Origin of the sequence: Fischerella sp., assembly GCF_013388695.1 — a bacterium.
Taxonomy (GTDB): Bacteria; Cyanobacteriota; Cyanobacteriia; order Cyanobacteriales; family Nostocaceae; genus PCC9605.
In genome coordinates this window covers 18,805-40,272 of record NZ_JACAEU010000035.1, presented here as the reverse complement: position 1 = coordinate 40,272, position 21,468 = coordinate 18,805, and the positions used below count along the sequence as shown (strand labels likewise).

General features: G+C 41.7%; 11 protein-coding genes. 6 read left to right on the top strand and 5 right to left on the bottom strand.

Going from position 1 to position 21,468, the window contains the following annotated elements; translation table 11 throughout:
- The first annotated feature begins 11 nt into the window (after positions 1–11).
- Positions 12–641, top strand: coding sequence for a precorrin-8X methylmutase (locus HXY43_RS06115; RefSeq protein WP_290881199.1), 630 nt, complete (start codon positions 12–14; stop codon positions 639–641).
- 155 nt (positions 642–796) lie between these two features.
- Positions 797–2,602: an aspartate kinase gene (locus tag HXY43_RS06110; RefSeq protein WP_290881194.1), complete on the top strand. Its 1,806-nt coding sequence runs from the start codon at positions 797–799 to the stop codon at positions 2,600–2,602.
- A 58-nt stretch (positions 2,603–2,660) separates the two neighbouring features.
- Here HXY43_RS06110 and HXY43_RS06105 read toward each other — a convergent pair whose 3' ends face one another.
- Entirely contained in the window at positions 2,661–3,956 is a 1,296-nt protein-coding gene (locus HXY43_RS06105) for a transposase (RefSeq protein ID WP_290881191.1), read from the bottom strand.
- Positions 3,957–4,001: 45 nt separating this feature from the next.
- On the bottom strand, positions 4,002–4,298 hold the full coding sequence (locus HXY43_RS06100) for a hypothetical protein (RefSeq protein WP_290881189.1): 297 nt from the start codon (positions 4,296–4,298) through the stop codon (positions 4,002–4,004).
- Positions 4,299–4,568: 270 nt separating this feature from the next.
- Between HXY43_RS06100 and HXY43_RS06095 the strand changes: the two genes are divergently transcribed.
- Positions 4,569–5,627 carry a molecular chaperone DnaJ gene (locus tag HXY43_RS06095; RefSeq protein WP_290881187.1) on the top strand — a complete coding sequence of 353 codons (1,059 nt, stop codon included), beginning with the start codon at positions 4,569–4,571 and terminating at the stop codon, positions 5,625–5,627.
- 271 nt (positions 5,628–5,898) lie between these two features.
- Here the strand turns inward: HXY43_RS06095 and HXY43_RS06090 are convergent, their stop codons facing one another.
- From HXY43_RS06090 to HXY43_RS06080, 3 genes are all read right to left on the bottom strand, one after another.
- A complete protein-coding gene (locus tag HXY43_RS06090) occupies positions 5,899–9,432 on the bottom strand; it encodes an AAA-like domain-containing protein (protein ID WP_290881215.1) in 3,534 nt (1,177 codons plus the stop codon).
- Between the two features lie 193 nt (positions 9,433–9,625).
- Positions 9,626–9,811 carry a DUF4278 domain-containing protein gene (locus HXY43_RS06085; protein WP_290881185.1) on the bottom strand — a complete coding sequence of 62 codons (186 nt, stop codon included), beginning with the start codon at positions 9,809–9,811 and terminating at the stop codon, positions 9,626–9,628.
- A gap of 257 nt (positions 9,812–10,068) precedes the next feature.
- Positions 10,069–11,727, bottom strand: coding sequence for a cyclic peptide export ABC transporter (locus tag HXY43_RS06080; protein ID WP_290881182.1), 1,659 nt, complete (start codon positions 11,725–11,727; stop codon positions 10,069–10,071).
- A gap of 256 nt (positions 11,728–11,983) precedes the next feature.
- Between HXY43_RS06080 and HXY43_RS06075 the strand changes: the two genes are divergently transcribed.
- The 3 genes from HXY43_RS06075 (at position 11,984) to HXY43_RS06065 (ending at position 21,202) form a co-directional block, all read left to right on the top strand.
- Positions 11,984–13,267 (top strand): NAD(P)/FAD-dependent oxidoreductase, encoded by a 1,284-nt coding sequence (locus HXY43_RS06075; RefSeq protein WP_290881180.1) that lies wholly within the window; start codon positions 11,984–11,986, stop codon positions 13,265–13,267.
- Between the two features lie 228 nt (positions 13,268–13,495).
- On the top strand, positions 13,496–13,693 hold the full coding sequence (locus HXY43_RS06070) for a hypothetical protein (protein ID WP_290881178.1): 198 nt from the start codon (positions 13,496–13,498) through the stop codon (positions 13,691–13,693).
- Between the two features lie 192 nt (positions 13,694–13,885).
- A complete protein-coding gene (locus HXY43_RS06065) occupies positions 13,886–21,202 on the top strand; it encodes a LamG-like jellyroll fold domain-containing protein (protein ID WP_290881176.1) in 7,317 nt (2,438 codons plus the stop codon).
- Positions 21,203–21,468: the final 266 nt, after the last annotated feature.

Below are 21,468 nucleotides of genomic sequence, written 5' to 3'. Positions count from 1 at the left end.
ACAACCAACAAATGACTATTGACTACATTCGGGATGGCAACGAAATCTATCGCCAATCCTTCGCCATCATTCGTTCAGAGGCGAATTTATCTGTGCTAGCACCGGATGTGGCGAATGTTGCTGTGCGTCTTATTCATGCCTGTGGCATGATTGATATTGTTGATGACTTAGTAGCTTCACCGACGGTAGTTGTATCAGGACGGACAGCTTTAGCAGCGGGGGCAGCAATTTTGTGTGATGCTCGGATGGTCGCAGAAGGGATTATACGGCGGCGATTGCCTGCGGAAAATGCTGTGATTTGCACGCTGAATCATCCCAATGTGCCAGAAATTGCTCAGCGCCTTGGTACTACCCGCTCTGCTGCTGCCTTGGAATTATGGCGACCAAATTTAGAAGGAGCTGTGGTAGCAATTGGCAATGCACCTACAGCTTTGTTTCGGCTATTGGAAATGCTGGATGCTGGCGCACCAAAGCCAGCAGCGATCTTGGGTTTTCCAGTTGGGTTTGTGGGAGCAGCTGAGTCAAAAGCGACACTAGTAGCAGATAGTCGAGGTGTGCCATTTCTGACATTGCATGGCAGAAGGGGTGGGAGTGCGATCGCCGCTGCTGCTGTTAATGCCCTAGCAATGGAAGAAGAATAATGGCGACTTTCGTCATCAAAAAATTGTAAAGTTTACGTTCTGTGTGTCGGCTAATTCTGATAAATTAGTTAATTTGATATACTTGCAATCCTTTCCAAGCTTCTTTATCTGGCGCGGGCGTTGATAAAGCAAGCACGATTTATTTAGTTAAACTTATGGCGCTCATAGTTCAGAAATTCGGTGGTACATCTGTCGGTTCAGTCGAACGCATTCAAGCTGTTGCACAGCGCGTCTATAAAACTGCCAAAACAGGAAACTCTCTAGTGGTGGTGGTTTCCGCGATGGGCAAAACTACTGATGGACTCGTGAAACTAGCAACGGAAATCTCAAAAAATCCCTGCCGCCGGGAGATGGATATGTTGCTTTCCACCGGTGAACAAGTATCTATTGCCCTAGTGAGTATGGCATTGCAAGAACTAGGACAACCAGCAATTTCGCTGACTGGCGCTCAAGTAGGGATTGTAACTGAAGCCGAACATACCCGCGCTAGAATTTTACATATTGAAACAGAGCGGATATTCAAGCATCTCAAAGAAGGTAAAGTTGTTATTGTCGCTGGTTTCCAAGGAATTAGCCGCACTGAGGATTTAGAAATTACTACCTTGGGACGTGGTGGTTCAGATACTTCCGCCGTGGCGATCGCAGCGGCATTACGGGCAGATTTTTGTGAAATTTATACTGATGTGCCAGGGATTTTAACTACAGACCCGCGTCTAGTTCCCGAAGCACAGTTGATGAGTGAAATTACTTGTGATGAAATGCTGGAACTAGCCAGCTTGGGGGCGAAAGTGCTGCATCCCCGCGCTGTGGAAATTGCCCGTAACTACGGTGTACCCCTGGTTGTGCGCTCTAGCTGGACAGATGACCCCGGTACTTGGGTAACTTCACCCCAAGCAAAAGGGCGATCGCTCGTGAATTTGGAAATTGCTCGTTCGGTAGATGATATAGCATTTGATACTGAACAAGCAAGGGTAGCCTTGTTGCGCGTACCAGACAAACCAGGCGTTGCTGCAAGACTATTTGGAGAAATTGCCCGTCAGGATGTGGACGTAGATTTGATTATTCAGTCGATTCACGAAGGTAATACAAATGACATTGCCTTTACCGTGATGACACCGATTTTAAATAAAGCAGAAGCTGTGGCAGCTGCCATTGCTCCCGTTCTCCGCAGCCAAAAGAATCCCGAAGCAGGAGAAGCGGAGGTGATGGTACAGCACAATATCGCCAAAGTTAGTATCGCAGGTGCGGGCATGATTGGGCGTCCTGGTGTAGCAGCCAAGATGTTCGCCACCTTGGCAGAAGCAGGCGTGAACATCCAAATGATTTCCACCAGTGAAATTAAAGTTAGCTGCGTGATTGATGACCAAGAATGCGATCGCGCTGTCGCCGCCCTCCGCCAAGCATTTGAAATAGACACTCCCCAGACGCGCCATGGCGCGTCTCTACATCCCCATCCCCTCGTACGCGGTGTCGCCCTCGATATGAACCAGGCACGTCTTGCCATTCGCCAAGTACAAGATCGTCCGGGAACGGCGGCGAAACTGTTTGGACTGTTGGCGGATAAGAATATCAGTGTAGATATGATTATTCAGTCGCAGCGCTGTCATCTAGTTGGCGGTGTGCCGAAGCGGGATATTGCTTTTACTGTGGCGCGGATGGATGCAGAAGCAGCACAGGAAATGTTGCAACAAGCAGCAGTAGAATATGGTTGGGGTGAGGTGGTGTTAGATAAAGCGATCGCCAAGGTAAGTATCGTTGGTGCTGGCATGATCGGGCAACCAGGCGTAGCAGCAAAAATGTTTGAAGCGCTAGCGCAGCATCATATCAATATTCAAATGATTACCACCTCAGAAATCAAAATTAGCTGCGTAGTGTCACAAGAAGAAGGTGTGAAGGCGCTGCAAGCTATTCACACTGCATTTGGACTGGCAGGTAGTGAGACATTTGTAATACCAGCGTAAAACGTTGTCGGTATGTTTGATACAATTGACACTCTCCGGGCTAAAAGCCACGGAGATTCTAAGAAGTTGTTCCGAAGCGGGATAAATCCACGCTTCTCCACTTCTCCAGTTTAAGAAGATTAATCCTTCTTGGGGCGGTCAAAGACCCTCTAAACTCTCCGACTAAAAAGCCATTGAGCTTACTTTTCCTACCGATATTCAGCGAACCATTTAGATCCGCGTTTACCAAATGTCCATCTTTTGTCCTGTACAATCCGCGTTTTATTCGTTTACCAGAGAATTGGTATTCTTTCGGGTTGTCGGCATTGTAAACAGGTATCTTATCACCATCAATCGCACTTGCTTTAGAGGTGTAAGATTCTTCTTGTTCGATGTAGTTCAATCCGTACCTTACACACATTGCCTTCAGCTTAGAACGCAAACTGTGAAAAGGTATTTGGACAAAGTTTTGGTTATTACGCTTACCAATATTGATTTCTTGTTTGATGCCGGGATTGTACCCCACAATCAAATTAGCAATACTGTTTTGGATGCAGTGGTTCACAATAAATCGTGCTGTTTTGTTCAGGTAATCTCTGACTTGGTTATTGCGTTTTGCTGTAAGCTTCACTTGTTGGTTAGTGATACCTTTGATTCCTTGTTTATCTTTAATAGATTGCAGTTGGGCATTACGCGCGTTGAACCATTGGTTAATAGATTTAATTGGTTTACCATCCACGAGAAAGGATGCCCCATTGGTATCAACACAAGCTGCGAGATTATCTACCCCCAAATCAATACTAATGGCACTATCTTTTTTAACTTCTACTGGTTCTGGTTCAACTTCGCTAATAAATTCAACCTCAAAATATCTAGCGTTGTATTTTGGGTGAATCCTAACTTCCTTAACTTGATTGATGTTAAGTCTTTTTGGGAATGGAATCCAAATTTCTCCAAACTGCTTTCTAAAAGCATTGGACATTGGAACTCTAAATTTCCCATTCTTAACAACAATTCTCGGAATTATCAGCAAAAAATAACCATTTTTAGGCAGATAATTAGGAAGCTTCACTTTTTGTTGATAACTTCCATTCTTGATTGCACCAATCAATCCGTAGAAGCTTTTAAAAGTTCTGTCTACAACCTTCAATGTTTGCTGTGCAATATCTGTATTGAGAAATTTGTAGTTCTCATTGGTTTTGCACAGATGGTAGGCTCCCTCATAGCGCAAGTGCTTGCGTTCCTGAAAAAAGTATTGCCGCACAGTGTACAAACCTACGTTGTACAGGTTTTTACTCAGTCGGCACAACTCTCGCAGAGCAACAAACTCAGACTTATTCAGTTCTCTGATTTGGTTCTTTTGCGTCAGGTACATAAACAAGTTTTCGCTACAGTTGATATCGTACAGCGAAAATCTCATTTAATCAATACAGGGACACAGCAGACTAAAGTCTGCCGAGTCGCTTTTCCTCCCAGGGCTAAAGCCACTCTTGTTCCAAGCTCCCGTGAGGTTTTTTATGAAAGGCAGAAGGTCAAACTCTTGACGAATCTCCAACAGTGAACGGTCAAGTAAAGGTTCAAAATCAAGAAATGGGACAAAACGGTGACGATTGCGAGTTTTTAGCCACATGAAAATCAACTCTGGCAAGAGTCGCGGCAATTCAAAAAAGATTGAACTGTACAACCAAATCACACCATGACGTTTTAGCGGCATCATGCTTTATGCAATGGTATTCACACCTACTATTGAGCCAGTCCAAGCATACATCCGTCGTGCTATAGATTTTCTGCTTAAATAAAAATTAAATTATTGTACTTTTCAAGAATTACACAGTGCCATAAAGTGATAAGGTGAGAAAAATAGCATAATAATTATGAATTATGAATTATGAATTATGAATTATGGTTTTTAAATTATTTATCCGTGATGTAAGAATAATTTTAACTTTGAACCTCTTTTTTAACCTTAATTTAACCAATATATTCTATGTCTAGACGAACTTTATCTTCATCACCTGCCTTGGCGACGAAATCACTGGCTCTCTCATCTCTTCATCTCCGTCTAGAAGCGCTAGAAAAAGAACACCAATGGCTGCTAAAACAAATCAAGAAAAAACAAACTGAACTGAATAATTTTGTCGAGCAAATGCGCTCTTTAGCTACAGACATATTTCATAAAGGCACTCCTAGCTTTAAAAAACTGGCAGAACTTGATGAAGAAATTCATGCTCTATTCGATGAAATCTTGACCCAGAGAAAGTTTGGTAAACAAACTAAGAAAAATATTGAAGGAGTTTACCGCAATCTTCAGATGGCGGGAATCATCAGTCCAAAAGGCGATCGCGAAGAAGCAGATACAGAACTAGATGAACTATTTGAAACTGAAGAGCAAGAAAATGATGTCTCTGGTTCATCTCAAGAACGCCGCCATCAATATCAACAAGCACACCAAGAGTTAGAATTTGCTTCTGCGAACAAAGATGAATCGAGAAAGATTCGGCAGACTTTTCTGAGGTTAGCCGAAATATTTCACCCTGATAAGGTAAAAGATGACGAGACACAGATGCGCCACACAGAAATTATGAAGGAAATCAACAAAGCTTACCAAGAGGGCGATCTGGCTCGACTTTTGGAAATTGAGCGACGATATCAGGTAGGTGAAACTATCGATAGCAATAGCGAGGATGATTTAACTAGAAAATGCAATCGTCTAGAACAGGAAAAAGAATTCCTAAAAACCCAATATGAAACCTTAAAAAGAGAACTTCGCCTAGTGAAAAATACTCCTGAAGGAGTGATGGTTTCTGATTGTCGAAAAGCTTATCGGGAAGGAATTGATCCTATAGCTCAGATGTTAGAACAAGTGGAATCTGAGATTCAAGTCATTTCTGAGATTCGCGATTTTGTCAAAGACTTTCGAGAGCAGAAAATTACCATAAAAGAATTTCTCTCTGGGCCAATAATTTTACACCAGATGCACCAGGAAATTATGGAAGATTTGCTTGAGCAGATGTTAGGAGATTTTGGGGAAATAATTGTGTTTTAATACCAAGTTGCGTTCAGACATAGCAATAACAATTCGTGCCCTCTCCCCTTCCCCTGTTCCAAATTGGGAGAGGGGTGCCGACAGGCGGGGTGAGGGAAGTACTATCTTTGACTGCAACTTAGTATAAATTTATAAATCTGACTCTTCTGCTGAGAATGTATCATACCAAATTGGCATAGGGAATATTATTTGATGAGGTTTAGATTTTTGTAGAGACGTGCTATGGCAAATCTGGTACAGATTCAAAAAATACTAGCAATGGCAATTTGTATCAGGTGCGATCGCACAAATGACGGTATTCCTCTTTGACAGTGGCGCTATTTTGTAAATAGTCCTTGACCCAATCGCACCCTTGCATCAATAATTTCTCTGGGCTAGAATCAAAATCTAAATTCCACAGAATGACGTTACCAAGAGAGTCCGATGAAGCCAGCACCCGACCATCAGGACTGAAACTCAGACTTTTGACACTAGCACTATGACCACCAAGGGTTTGCAACACTTCTCCCTTACGGTTCCAAAGCTTGACTGTCATGTCTTCACTGGCCGTAATAATAGTCTGTCCGTTATGGCTAAAAACTACAGCATTTACCTCACCCTCATGTCCCCGGAGAGTCAACAATTCTTTACCCTGTGGGTTCCACAGCTTGACTGTTTTATCCTTACTAGCAGTAGCGATCGTCTGGCTATCAGAACTGAAACTGACTGAATTTACTCCTGCTTGATGCCCGTGCAAGGTCAATATTTCTTTACCCTCCCGGCTCCAAAGTTTAGCTGTACCGTCTTCGCTGGTGGTAGCAATAATTTGACCATCGGGGCTGAAACTCACACTCCTCACACCTGCTTGATGTCCCCGTAGAGTCAACAATTCTTTACCTTTGAGATTCCATAATTTGACGGTTGTATCCCAACTAGCACTGGCAATCATCTGACTATCAGGGCTAAAACTAACGCTTCTCACATCCCCCTGATGACCCCGCAATGTTACCAATTCCTGACCAGCTAGATTCCACAGTTTTATAGTTTTGTCTCGGCTGGTGGTAGCAATGAATTTGCCATTGGGACTGAATTTCAAACTTCTCAATGTATCGTCATGACCGCCGAGTTTCGTTAGTAGTTGTCCCTGTAAATTCCAGAGTTTAGCCATTGTGTAGCGACCAGCAGTACCAAGGATCTGACCATCGGGACTAAAACTAACACTAGCAGCCGCGGCTTCACCAAGATTGAGTATGGAGGGGTGAGATTTATTGTTCAATTTCCACAGTCTCACCATCCCATCTTCACCACTACTAGCAAGCAGCTTACCATCCTTGCTAAAGTTGACACCCCAAATCGCATCTGTATGACCTTGGAGAACTTGCAGTTGTTTGCCTTGGCGATTCCAGAGTCGCACACTTTTATCCCAACTAGTAGTAGCAATAGTCTGACCGTTACGCTTAAATACTGCACTACTAATTGTATCAGTATGTCCACGTAGAGTTGCTAGTTCCTTTCCTTCTAAATTCCAGAGTTTTGCAGTTTTGTCCCGACTGGCAGTAACAATTGTTTTGCCATCTAAACTGAAATTAACATACATCACCCAATTGCGATGTCCCTTGAGTGTCAGTAGTTCTTGACCATTCAGGTTCCAAACTTTGGCAGTACCATCCCGACTGGCGGTAGCAATCATTCCTCCTTTGGGACTGAAACTAATCGCCACAGCAGGTGCATTATGGGTATGGAACGATCGCAACTCTTTACCTTCCAAATTCCATAGCCGCATTGTGCCACCCCACTCCATCCCTGCTATCATCTTGCTATCGGGGCTGAAGCCTACGCACGCTACCCAATCCTTGTGAGGTAAAGTGAGAAGTTCTCGACCATCCTCAACACGCCAAACCTTCACGGTTTTATCCCGACTGGCACTAACCAACATCTTGCCATCGGGACTAAAATTGACACTCCACACCCCATCATTATGTCCCCGGAGGGTGTGAAGTAGCTTACCATCACGCCGCCAAATTTTCACCGTCTTGTCCCAACTAGCGGAAGCAAGCTTCTGCCCATCCGGACTAAATTTTACCCGCGTCACTACATCTGTATGCCCTGCTAGGCGGTTACTTTCGCGCACCCAGTAGATAGACTGTCGCAGTGCCTTTTCGACCTGCACTTTTAAATCTGTACCCGCGTTATTCCATCCCAATTGGTTTAATTTAACACTTGCTTGTATGCTTTTTAGTAAGGCATCTAAGTTATGATCGGACTCAAAAGCCGCTTCTGATGAAAGAGTGAGCGCTTTAATCTCACCAATAGTCACTTGTCGTTTTTGTTGCGCCGTTTGCCATGTCAGCAATCCAGACAGTCCCACTAGAGTCACAGCTACCACCGAAAGCACAGATAACCCTATCAGTCCGCGTCGAATGGTTTTCTTCGCTTGCTGTTGGGCGTTCAGCAGAATTTGATTTGCTTGTTCGGATGTGCTGAGGGCATTCTGCACCTCTCGTTTATCCAGTTCCTCACTAGCGGCTAAAAATCGATAATCTTGGTTACTCAAACTCTTTCCTTTTGCCCAAGCTTGAGCTTGTTTGAGTGCTTGTCCCCGGAGGAGAGATGTCTCATCCTGATAATCAGATGCTACCCAAGCATTTAATAAATCTGCGTAACTTCGTAACTTCTTTAATTGCTTTTCCACCCATTCGGAGTTAAAAACCTCCTCATATATGCGGTTGTAAACCTTTAATACACCCTGCTGTTTAACAACTAATCCCGACAAAAGTAACTCAATTTTTTCTGGAGAATCATCAGCAGGGACACTACCATCTTGGAGAATTTGCTGATACAGTCCCAGCAGCCTGCTAGCGCGTTGTTCGTTGCTAAGAAGGCGATCGCGTATTGTTCTTAAATGCGGTGGTTCATCTTGGGCTGCCCAATTTTCAATGATACGCGATCGCACAATTGCAGATACTTGATCGGCAATCTCCTCATGCTGCGTTAATATCTCTCCCATCAACTTTTGCAGGAATGGGTATTGGGGACTAGGAAATTCTTTCCCTCTCTCCCTATTTTCCTCCTGTGCTACCAACTGACATAGTTTCTGAGTCAGAAATGGCTGTCCTCCCGTCCATGCAAGTATCTCTTTGAGTACAGACTTGGGATTGTCTACCGAATGAGCCAATCCTCCCTCTAATGGTTTGACTTCATGCAGATGAAACCCATTCAACTCAATCGCCCGACCAATATTAAAAGGCGTCCGGGTTTTATCTGCAATTAAATCTGAAGGGGTTGCAACTCCCAATAGAGCAAAGGTAAGGCGTTTGTATTCGTGGCAAGAGCGAATCAGAGCAAAAAAATCATCTGTATTAAATGGTAAGCTGAGGGTACTGTCGATTTCATCGAAAAAAATCACAATTGGTTGGGCGATTAATTCTGGCAGTACGTTTTGCAGCAACTCACCCAAACGACCTACAGGCGATAAATCTTGTCGTTCTGCTAACCAATTGCGGACATTAATCTGGCTAGATAACCGGAAACTCCGCACCAGACGCATAATAATGTCAGCATACCACTGGTCTGGGGTAATATTCTTGTTCCCAATACCGGACAAGTCAACCGTTGCACAGGCAAAGCCATCTTCTTGCAGTTGCTTCGCCACCTGTACCCGCAGGCTAGACTTCCCCATCTGGCGACAGTTGAGAACGTAACAAAAGGCACCTGCCTTCAAAGCTTGATAGAGTTCTATATCCGCCTGTCGCATGACATAGCTAGGTGCATCTACTGGGAGGCGACCGCCAACTTGATACTCGTAAGGTGACAACAGTTCGTGCATTCTGGTTGCCTGCGTCATTCATCAAAGGTTGACTGACCTTATTTTTAGGGTTTAACAGGTCAATTGTCGATGTAGAAAAGTTAAGGATTTTGAAAACAGAGGCAACTTAACTTTAAACTAAATGGCGATCGCATTGATAAAGTTGTGCGATCGCCATTGCGTCATCAAATAATTCTTGACTTGAGAACAAGCTTCACCGCCAGTTGATGTAAGTAATACCGCGATACTTCAACAGTCGTGGGGACTGGTGCTGTCTTACAACTTTGGGCAAGTGAAATCTCGTCTTTACACCCCGATAGATGCCAGTCCTATTTCCTTCAGTTATGCAGGTATTGTAAGGATTATATTCATAATTGGCAGCCCGATAAGTTAATTGCATAATGCTATCCTGCTAGGGAATGTGTAACGCTTACATTCCTACTTATAGGTTTTGGAGAAATAATAGTCGATACAGAAAAGTTAAGGATTTTTATTACTTAACTTATGATGCTAAGCCGATTTTGAAGAAATCAAAGTACTTAATTTTTATAAATCAACATACCAATAGCATCCGAATTATAAAAACATTACTTGAGTTGCGATGTAGCGTGAATATTTTTCCAAATCGTCAGCACTCGTTTTAATGACATTACCATTTTAGCTGTGCGCCGAAAACCTTGATATTTGCGGTATTACACAATTGTGAACATTTTCCACCTTGCCATAATCTAGCTTCACTATTCGGTCTGATAAATAAAAATATTGGTCGTCATGAGTAACAACTATCACAGTTTTGCCTTTATTCTTCAATTCAGGTAATATCTGCTTATAAAAAATCTTTTTAAATACAGGATCTTGATCGGAAGCCCATTCATCAAATACATAAATAGGTCGGTCTTCTAAATAAGCAGTCAATAAAGCTAAACGTTTTCGCTGTCCTTGAGATAATGAGGTAGTAGAAAGTATACCATTTTTGACTTTAACTCTTTTATCTAGTTGTAATTTAACTAGATAATCATATATTTGCTCGTCAGCAATAGTTTTACCTAAATTCAAGAAATTATCGAATAGATAAAAATCGGAAAATACAACTGAAAAATGTTGGCGAAACCACTCTTGATTTTCTGTAGTAGCTAATTTGCCATTGAGATAGATTTTTCCACTTTCAGGAACGTATAAACCAGTGATTAGCTTAACAAGAGTAGACTTACCGCTACCATTACCACCGACAATAAAAATAATTTCACCACCCGAAACAGTCAAATCAATTGGGCCAAGAGTAAAAGCTGTATCTTCTGAGTCTTGATGATAAGTATAAGTGATACCCACAAATTCTAAACGGTGACAAAAATTATCTGATTCATCCCAATCCATTAAATTACTTTCATAACAGTGATTTGACAATGATATTTTGAGAGAGTTAACCTTCTTTAAAGCAACAGTTGCTTTGCTGAAAGTAGGAATAGCACTCATAATGTAGTCTAAAGGTGAAAGCAGGTAGAGAATAGTCAGCGCATATCCAGATAAAATATGAGTGGGGATAGTTTGGAGAATAGGCAGAGCAAAAATTACCAGTCCAACAACCACAAAAAACAAGCTATTCCCCCAACTAGCAGCAACTGCAAATATAGTCATCCCAACTACATTTTTACGCCGATATAATTGTGCAGTTTCTCTCAGTTCTTTCTTTAAAAATGTTTGTCGTCGCTGATAGTGAAGCTTCAGTTCTTTGGTTCCTTCAGTGATGCTCTGAAAATGATTAAACAATTTATCTTCTTGCTGACGAGCTAAGGTAAAAAATAGTATTGCTTTGTCTGCTACCTGTTGATAGCTAAATATTCCTACTAATAAAGAAATGACCACCAGAAAAAATATCGTTGGAGATAACCAAAACAAATAAAAAAGGCTACTCACTACAATAGTAATGTCAATACACAATGTAGGAATAACGTAAACCGTGTTAGAAATTGCTAAAACATCATCAGTTAGTGTAGCTAAAATGCGATGCTTTCCTAAACTCTCTAAATCATGTAGTAGTGCAGCTAAAATTCTCTCACTCAAGATGAGTCGTAATTCTAAAATTGCTTTTTCTGACAAATTTATTAATAAATATTTAGAAATGATATTAGTAATAAATTTTATAAAACAAAGACTGACAAAACTCCAAATTAATGCTGTCATCTGTGATGAATGATTAACTTGAGTGTTGATTGTAACAAGCAATCCAGCGGTGCTAACCCCACTTAATAAACCCATGAAGGCAGCAAGAGTCAGGATTCTCCAAGAAGAACGTAACAGTAAAGTTATTAAGTTCATGCCAACTCTTTTGTTATAGATAGTCTTGCTGTTTATATATAGAAGTTGACGATTGCAGTGTCGATACAGAAAAGTTAAGGAAATAGGGAGGAAAATGACTTAACTTACAAACTTAACAATTGAATAGAGGAGGTAGAAACGAGATTTAAGTAGGTTGGTAACGGCTCAAATTCCTTAACTAATCTACATCGACTATTGCAGTCCCAAATTTTATAAAGAAAGAGAACAGTTAAGATTTGCCATCAAAGTCAATTTTATGAACGCTCAACTAGACGCGATCGTCATTGGGGCTGGTTTTTGCGGTATTACCGTCGCTGCAAGTTTAAAAAAATTTGGGATTGATAATTTTGTTGTGATAGAGAAGGGTGAAACTGTCGCAACTATCTGGAAAAACGCCTACGAACGATTAGTTACTCAAAATCCCTATTTTACTTTACCTTTTTTTGAGGGCAAGGGAAAATATTCCGCGTTTAAGACCAAAGATGAAATGGTGCAGTATTTAACAGAATATACACATCATTTCCAGGTTTATTCGCATATTCATTTTGGCGAGGAGGTGCAAAGTATTACTAAGATTTATAATCAAAATCAAACAGATTATAATTGGCAGATACAAACAACTAAAGACATTCTATACAGCAAGATTCTTGTTATCTGTACTGGACTAACTAATGAACCTGTGATACCAAACTTTTTTGGGCAAGAATATTTTGCAGGGGAGATTATTCATAGTAGTGCCTATCAAAACGGTATTCCTTATCGAAATAAGAAAGTTTTAGTCGTTGGTTCGGGAAATTCAGCAGCAGAAATAGCACTAGATTTATATGAGCATGGTGCTGCTGATGTTCAGATGTTAATTCGTGGTCAACGCTGGGTATTTCCTCTTTATCCGAGACTGCGATCGCTACAATATTTGTTATGGCGAAGCAGGTCATACTTTAAACAGTTGTTTAATCAAAATACAACAGATACTAGAATAGAAGCTATGGAGAGAGACATAGACTTCTCTCCAGAAGAATTGCAAGCAGACATCAAGGAAACTGATAAATTTATTCAGCGTTTTGCTTTAGATTTGAGTGCATACTCTATCTATCCAGAAGATAAAGGGCCAATGGATATGGAAGTTAATCATGGTCGTGTCGCATGGGTAGATAGAGGTACTGTCAAACAAATCAAAAAAGGAAATATTCAAGTAATCTCTAGTAGTATTCAGCAACTCACAAAAACAGGCGTAATTTTTGCCAATGGTAGATCGCAAGATTACGATGCAATTATTTTAGGTACTGGCTTTCGTCCTGGCATCAATAAAATATTGAGGCAGCCTGAATTGTATCTAAATGTGAATGATAGGTTATTACCAAAAACAGATGGTAAATGCCAATCTATTGTTGACCCTACACTTTACTTTGTAGGCTTTGAGAAAATTGTGGGTGCATCCGCAACTTATGGATATTATGGCTGGTGTACAGGTAAAAGAATTGCTCTTCAATTGCTGGAAAGCCAATTTTCATTGCGTCAGGAATTTAATGTTTTACTCTAGTGGTCTCAATACGGTTCGGTTAGAGGTTGTTTGTGAGAATTTCAGACGTGTAGAGACGCGAAATTTCGCGTCTCTACTACAAACCTATCAACATTTTTTGATGTTATAAAAGTTAAGTTTCTAGTTAAGCCAGTTTCCACCTTGAATTCCTTAACTTTTCTGTATCGACTTTTATATTTACAAATTCTATAAAGATAACATAACACCTGAAATCAAGGAGTTGAACTGATGAATCGTGTAATGAATTCTATGAACAATATGCGCTGGAACAGAATTTTCACCATTGCTTTACCAATCAGCATATTGCTATTTACACAAGCTTGTGCGCCACGAAGAATTTTGAGCGATAAAGACAATCCTTCTAATCCTACATCTTCTTTTGCCCAGAATCCTGTTAAATCTCCACTCAATCATAGTGGTAATTAAATTCTTCTTCTGGCATCAGCAAGATTAATCTGTCATCAAAAGTTTCCGAAGATTTGAATCTCCCGATTAATTTGTCAAAATTCATATAACTTACACATATAAACTTTGTGTAAGTTCTTTCCTTCATTCTATTTTACTAAGCGACAAAACGAAAAGTTTTACACCACATGAACTAGTAACTAGGAAAAAAATATGCAGCCACAATGGGACAACTATTTACAGACATATACTAACAAATCTTATCAGTATACAACTCTGGTCGAGCATACAGGGGTATTGATATCCTTTGCAATGGATAGCGATCGCCGCATTTATTACACTGTTCTTGACCAACAAAATAACCCTAATCCTATTGATGCCAGAAATTGGTCGCCTACACCAGAATTATTGACTTTTCCAAATGAAATCGCTGAAGTTGGCTTTGGAATTATTCCCAACAAAGTATTACCATCGGTAAAAACAAATGGTCAACCTGCTGTCAACCCTTCTGAAGTTGATGTATTCCGTTCATCTACAGCTAGATTAACCGCAGATGAACCTTTTCAAGTACTCAGTGATGGACAATATGTATATTTATTTCGTCAATCTGTGGCTGAAAAAGATGTGAATAATATTACCGTCAAAGGTGCAGATGGTCAGGATATCCCGATTGTTAACAATACCCTGTTAGTCGATAGATTTATCCTTGCTGGTAATAAACTCAAAACCTCGCGAGAAGTGCGTTATCGTCGTAGTCGAAATAAAATTCTCAAAAGTAGTGCCAAAGATACTCTCGGTGCTACCGATATGAATAATCAGCCATTTTATGAACCGACATTAGAGTTAAATTTCATCCGCAATTTAAATAATGGACGGTTTGCTGTTGTTCAAGTACCGACGGGTATTCCTGATATCAAACGCTGGCAAATATTTGTTCATAATCAAAAGACAAATCGCCTAGATTCATATAATATCGAACGTTCTAGCGATGGATTATTTAGCACTAAAGGCACAGAAAGTCCGGCTGCTTTTGAAAAAATGGGTTTTGCAGAAACTGCTTTGCAGCTAGATGGTAATACTTACATTGAAGCTGCAAGCCAAGTCATCAACAAAGATGAATTTAATATTTCTGCTTGGATTAAACCAGAAACTACAGGTGTAATTTACTCTGAAGGGATGCCCAATGCTATCTTTACTGTTAGTTTGGTGTCAACAGAACTGTTAATTGATGGACAAAAAATTTCTGGTTATGGGTTAGAAATTACTGCTTACAACAACAACGCTAAAACATCCCAAACCTTGCGTTCTCTGCCCAATGTAATTAACATGGGGCAATGGAATCATATCAGTATTTCTTTAGTACGTCCGACAGAACCAAATTCACCTGCAAATTCAGGTTTGGTAAGAATTCAAGTTGGTGATAAAGTTGTCAATGCTGGAGGAATAGAAAATCAATATTTACTCTTGCCTAAATATGCCAACACTGCGACACAAAAAACCTACATGGTTGTAGGACGAAATGTTGGTTCTTTGTATGGTGGAACACAACCTGCTTCTTCCCTGACTGCAACTATTGATGAGTTATCTATTTGGGGACGAGAACGTTCAGAAATTGAAGTCAGAGAAACCCAGAATATCCGGAAAGCTGGAAATGAACCAGGATTGATTACCTACTGGCAATTTGATGAAGGTAACGGTAAAACTGTTTATGACCAAACTGATAGTTTGAATAATGGCAAAATTATTGGTAATTTGCAGTGGGTACAATCAGATGCACCTGTAGGCGATAATCCAGGAATTCGTCGTTGTAGTTTTAGCTTCGGTGATAGTCGTACTGTCGCGGGGAAAGGGATATCGGCGTTATTGTACTATCAACAGGAAGAATTAGCAGCCGGTTATGACAACAACCCTGCACCGACAAAACAAAGTGCGCGAGTGATGGTGGCGGTAGCTACAGGAATAGCTAACGATGATAAAAAGAAAGTTGCAGTTTTGGATTTTGCGGTAACTAAACGGGGTCGATTGTCTCAAATTCCGGATGTGATTAATTTACCTCTGATTGATACGACCGCGAAAGACCCGAATATATATATAGAACGCATCAATCAGCTAGAACAAACAGAAATCCCGAATACTAAAAATGCGATCGCTTCTCTAGAAAATGAAATTGCCAATCAAACCAGAAGAATTGCTACTCTTAAGCAAGAGTTATCTCAGAAACAACAACTTAAAGCAAATCTAGAGAATAATGGCGTAACAGTTTATTCTTTACCTGACTTTGATGGTCAGAGTCAAAGATTAGAGGTAGGTGAGTATCCCAGGTTATCGATACCAATCTTTTCAGTAGATTTAGATGCAGGAGCATATATCATTCTCTACGATGAACCTAACTTTGGTGGTTCTTCCCGCGTAGAGTACCAGGATGGACGCAGATATGGTGGTTCTTACTCTGTATCCAGTTTCCTAAGTGCTAAGGTACGTCTGACTGATAGTACCCAAAATCAAATTAACCTCTACAATTCCCAAATTGAGCAAATTACGAAGGACATCAACAAAATTGAAACGGAAATCATCCCTGATTTAGAAAAGGAGTTAGAAGTAGCCAGAGAAAGACTGCTAGCTTTACAAGCGGAACTACTCGATAAACGCAAACAACTGCAAGGAAAATTTGCTTTCCCCATGCGGTTAATTCACATTGATCCCAGTGGGTTTAATGTCGTGGGAGGATTGTTAGATTTTGCTTGGACAAACGATGCACCGCAGTTGTTTGAAAGTGCCAATGGCATGATAAATTTGTACTTCCGAGGCAATACTGACCAGTTCTTTACTGTGACTTACGATAGTAATGTTTCGCGCTCTAATATTTTGCTTTCTAACAGCGTCAAATTGCAAGAGCGATCGCCTGGTTTGGGACGCAGTGAAATGAAGGTGATTGTAGCTGATGAGACTAATCCTGATGGAACAACGGTCAATATTGCCGATAGTATAGATGCCAATGTCTGCAAAGTGACTTTAGCTAACAGCTTGCTACAAATTACCGAGATTTGGGATCGAGTTCCGCGTAATAGTGGTAGTTTTGCAAAGGTGTTGAGTGGACAAGCAAGGGAAAGCTTTTACCTCGGTCGTTTAGTGGAATCGGTAGCGGGTACGGTGGATATCATTACCCTGGCTGAACCTGCGACACAACGCTACGAAGTGGGTGCAGTTTTGGTAGTTGGTGCGGGGACTATTCCTCTACGCAAAGCGATCGCTCCTGGTGATAAAACTATTGCTATTGACTCCACTAACCTGGATGCAACTATACCTGCGGGAACTACGGTCAATATCATAGAGTACGATTACGACCGTTACAGCAGTTTCAGTAATCAAGGAACTGCTCTCAATTCTCCCTACAATCTCAAATATGGTTCACTTCTGGTAGAAGTTGCAGGTGTCATCAACGGTAACAATGTCGAGAATATCGCCACTCGTCCTCTAACTGGAGTATCCCAACCCAATGCTTGGGTAACAGCATCTCCCGGAAATGCGTTGAAAATTGAGAGTGGTTATCTCACTGGGGATGCTGAGAAAATGGCAAATCAGGGAGATATTAGCCTAGAAGCTTGGATTCGTCCCGACAGGAAAGACATCAAGCCTGCTTGGATTGTCTCAGAAAATTCTCCTACATCGAAGTATTGCTTGGGCATTCAAGGGCAAACTGTTAATTCTGGTTTGCAATTTAATGGTAATAATGACTACATTGAAGCAGGTAATATCAACCTTACCAATCAGTCCTTTACTATCGAAGTTTGGGCTAGACGGAATGCTGATAGTGTCAGTGCAAATCCATTCTTCTCAGCGATTCTCGCCCAAGGAGTAGCCAGAACTAATGAACAATTACACATCGGTTTCCGACAAAACCATCGTTTCAGCTTTGGTTTTTACAACAATGATTTAAACACGGCGGAAAACCTGACTAATGATGATCAATGGCATCATTACGCTTGTAGTTTCGATATCCAGACTCGTCAAAGAGTAATTTACCGTGATGGCGTTAAGGTTGCAGAAGATATTGCTACTACAACTTATCAAGGTACGGGTAGATTATTAATTGGGGTGATGAATAACCCTGAGAAAACTTTCTTCTTCTCTGGGGGAATAGATGAAATCCGCATTTGGAGAGGGGTACGCAGTTCCGGGGACATTAATATCTATAAAGATTGTCGCTTAACTGGGAACGAAGCGGGGTTACTTGCATACTACTACTTTGACAATCGCAACGTGAGCGATCGCACTGGTAATAATGCTAATAATGGCACAATTAACGGCAATCCCCAACAAGTAGAATCTCCTCTCAAAGCCTACAATATAATTGCTGGAGTGCGAAACCGCTACCTCACCACTACCCAAATCCTCTGGGCTAATTCTTGGGAACATATCGCCGCCAGCTACTTGGAAGCTTACGCCTTAAATTTCAATGGTGTTAATAATTACCTCGATTGTGGTAATCAAGTAGCTTTGGGAGTAGAAAATGAATTTTCTATTGAACTCACCTTGACTTTAACGAGTATCGGCAGAGATATTTATCCCATATTGCAAAAAGGCAGATTGGGGAGAAATCAGCCAGAATTGACCGCATGGATGGCTTTGAAGCGAGATTCCGGCAGTAACTACAGTCTCTATTTTGCCTATGAAAATAGTAATGCTATTCCACAGGTAGTTTCTAACTCTGTAGGTGCAATTACTGCCAATACCCCCATCAAAATCGCCGTCACTGGCACAAAAACCGATAATGGTTACATCATCAGATTGTATTGGAATGATATTTTACTCAATCCCAATCCGCCAGTTTTGTCTGGTGTACCCGTTACCAATCTCCAATCCCTAGAAGTAGGTAAGTGTTTTGGCATACCTCAAAGTTCAAGGATTGTCGGTAGTTCCCCTAACTACTTACTGGGTACAATTAGTCAATTGCGGGTGTGGAATCGGACTTTAACTCGCAATGAAATTCAACAAGGGACGAGCGTTAGCGAAGCTCGTCCTACGGACGCTCGCTCTAAACTAGCAGGTGAATGGTTAATTAACGAAGGTGTCGGTAACACCACCACCAACACCATCGATAACAGCGAAGCGCGGATTCTCGGTGCTACCTGGGTTGTTGACCCCAACCCCACAGCCTCCAAACTAGAAGTTTACCTCAACGGTATCCCTGCCCAAACTAATGCTATTACCCAACCCAACCTCACACCCAACCAATTCAACTTGGGTAAAGACTTCTTGGGAGAAGTTGACGAAATCCGCATTTGGAAACAGTCGCGCACCCCAGAACAAATCCTCGACAACCTCTTTGGTCAAATCAAAGGAGAACGGGAAAACCTCATCGCTTACTATGAATTTGAGTCCGATCCCGTTAATTCCACAGCCAAAGAACCAGAAATTACCCGCGTTAATGACAGCAGTTTGCGTGGTAATCACCTCACACCAGTTACCAATAGCACCCTCAAACAAATCTTTTCTCAAGCACCCATAGGTGATGAAATTGCCCTCGTGCGTAACGCTTTGGGTAGTATTGCCAACCGTTTCCACGGTAAAATAACTAGTCGTTCTAGTATTGCAGAATACGCAGACATCCAAACAGCCAATAATGGCGAAATTACCGGAGTTCACAAACGCTGTTACAGTTTCATCGACAATGGGCAATGGTATTTGCTCACAGGCTACAAAGTCGGTAACTTAATTACAGAATGGGTGAGCCAAGTACAATTTGCCCCGCAAATCAAAGGTTACATCGAAGGTGCGCCCCCCGTTCCTTCTGAGAATCTTACCGCTGGGCCAATCGATGATTCCCTACGCGACTATGTAGACAGCACTACTGTGGAATTTACTGAAGCGAATAGCGTTTCTTACACCCTAGCCGCCAGTAGAGAAAGTAGTTTCAACTCCTCCTTTGAGGGTTCTTTATCTCTAGAAATAGAGCAAAGTATTGAAACAGTTATTGCACCTTTAGGCGGCGGGATTACCATCAATCTAGCTGAGGCTGGTACTAAAATTGGTCAGTCAGTTAAATTAGATACACAGTTGAAATGGTCTAGCAATCAGCAACAAACTAACAAAACTAATGTCAGCAAAATGACATCTGTTGGTTTGGGAGGTGCTTGGGAAGACCCAGATATCAGCAAACGGCTCAATAAAGCTATGCCTCGCCGTTACCAACCATCGAATTTAGGATTTGCCTTGGTAGAATCGGAAACGGCTGATATGTATGCTATTCGTTTAGCACACAACCGCGCCCTAGTTGCCTTCCGCATGATTCCTAATCCCAATATTCCCAAGGATACCAACATCATTCCTTTCCCCATCAAATCTAGTTACACCAAACAAGGCACACTTGATGGTGCTGTAGGTTACGACCAAAACGGTAAGGTATTAGATCCAGATTATGCCGGTTTTACGGGCTACCGCGAACAAAGTTACTTCAAACCCAGCGAAGCTTACGCCCTGCGTCAGCGTATCCAAGCCGAGGAAACTCGCCTACGTACCTACTACGAAGACTTCCGCACCACACCCCCAGGTGCAACTGGTGTTTTAGCTGGTGGTGTGACTGGAGCGATCGCTGGATTAGCTGGTGGTGGGCCGATTGTGGCGGCGGCTGGGTTAGCGATCGGTGGTTTAGTCGATGCTTTGACTACCAACAACGATCTACCAGAGCAATACAGTAAACGTAACTTGGTCAACAGCTACATCTGGACAGCCGATGGTGGACTCTATGCCGAATCTACAGAAACCACAGATGTACAGCAAGAAAGTACCAGTGGAGCTTACAGTTTTACAGGTAGCACAACTAGCAGTGCATCCGGTTCTTTTGAATTAGGCGTAGATTTTGATTTTGAGGTCAAAGGGTCATTTGGTGGTAGCCTCAACCTCACCAAATCCAAAACCAAAGAAACAAGCCAATCCTTCAAAATTGAAGTCCAAAATAATACCCAAGCCGATTTACAGAGATTTCAAATGGATGACAGAGGTAACTTAGTGCGAGACGAAGCCGGTCGTCCCATCCGGGTGTATGATGCCAACGGTACTCCTTTAGATGCTCCTGGTAAAGTCAACGCTTACCGCTTCTTGAGTTTTTACCTCACCCCAACTACAGAAAACTACGACACCTTCTTTAACACTGTTGTTGACCGCAAGTGGTTAGAAGAGAGCAATTCCCCCAACGCGATCGCACTGCGTCAAGCCCGACAACCCCAAGGAGGCCCCGCTTGCTGGCGCATCTTCCACCGCGTCACCTTTGTCAGCCGCATCCTCCCAGAGTTCCCCGACCCCACAGCCCCACCCCTAGATCGGGCGATTCAGAATACTGACTTAAGCAGCAGTTACGAATTAATCCGTTTAATTGAGCCATTTGTCCGTAATACTACGACTAACGCGGGAGAATTTGATGCTGCTGTGAGAAATGCGATTCGTGTGTATTTGCCGGAGTTATCTGAGGGTTTGACTCAGGAGGTTGTATTGGCGTTGGCTAATTACTTCGATGTGGAGGGAGTGAATTAACACATTCTAAATAAAATGTAAAATTTAGTATGCGTGAGACAAAAAGCCTCACGCATTTTTATATCCTGTTGAACAGGCAGCGTTGATTTATTTGATTCGTGATGGTTCTTATAACAACAGATGGAATTTTATAAGGAGCTTTGGCTTGAGCGATTATCTCAAGTCAATGAGATGACGAGTTCGGCTGCTTAGTGATCTATAGATCTTGAGCGAAATAAGCAGTTGGGTGAGTATGAAGTGGTCAACGTTGAATTATTCTTCCCTGT

Bases quoted from the DNA above. Each gene is read 5' to 3' on its own strand.
- HXY43_RS06115 (WP_290881199.1), top strand. From the start codon at position 12: ATGACTATTGACTACATTCGGGATGGCAACGAAATCTATCGCCAATCC.
- HXY43_RS06110 (WP_290881194.1), top strand. From the start codon at position 797: ATGGCGCTCATAGTTCAGAAATTCGGTGGTACATCTGTCGGTTCAGTC.
- HXY43_RS06105 (WP_290881191.1), bottom strand. From the start codon at position 3,956: ATGTACCTGACGCAAAAGAACCAAATCAGAGAACTGAATAAGTCTGAG.
- HXY43_RS06100 (WP_290881189.1), bottom strand. From the start codon at position 4,298: ATGATGCCGCTAAAACGTCATGGTGTGATTTGGTTGTACAGTTCAATC.
- HXY43_RS06095 (WP_290881187.1), top strand. From the start codon at position 4,569: ATGTCTAGACGAACTTTATCTTCATCACCTGCCTTGGCGACGAAATCA.
- HXY43_RS06090 (WP_290881215.1), bottom strand. From the start codon at position 9,432: ATGCACGAACTGTTGTCACCTTACGAGTATCAAGTTGGCGGTCGCCTC.
- HXY43_RS06085 (WP_290881185.1), bottom strand. From the start codon at position 9,811: ATGCAATTAACTTATCGGGCTGCCAATTATGAATATAATCCTTACAAT.
- HXY43_RS06080 (WP_290881182.1), bottom strand. From the start codon at position 11,727: ATGAACTTAATAACTTTACTGTTACGTTCTTCTTGGAGAATCCTGACT.
- HXY43_RS06075 (WP_290881180.1), top strand. From the start codon at position 11,984: ATGAACGCTCAACTAGACGCGATCGTCATTGGGGCTGGTTTTTGCGGT.
- HXY43_RS06070 (WP_290881178.1), top strand. From the start codon at position 13,496: ATGAATCGTGTAATGAATTCTATGAACAATATGCGCTGGAACAGAATT.
- HXY43_RS06065 (WP_290881176.1), top strand. From the start codon at position 13,886: ATGCAGCCACAATGGGACAACTATTTACAGACATATACTAACAAATCT.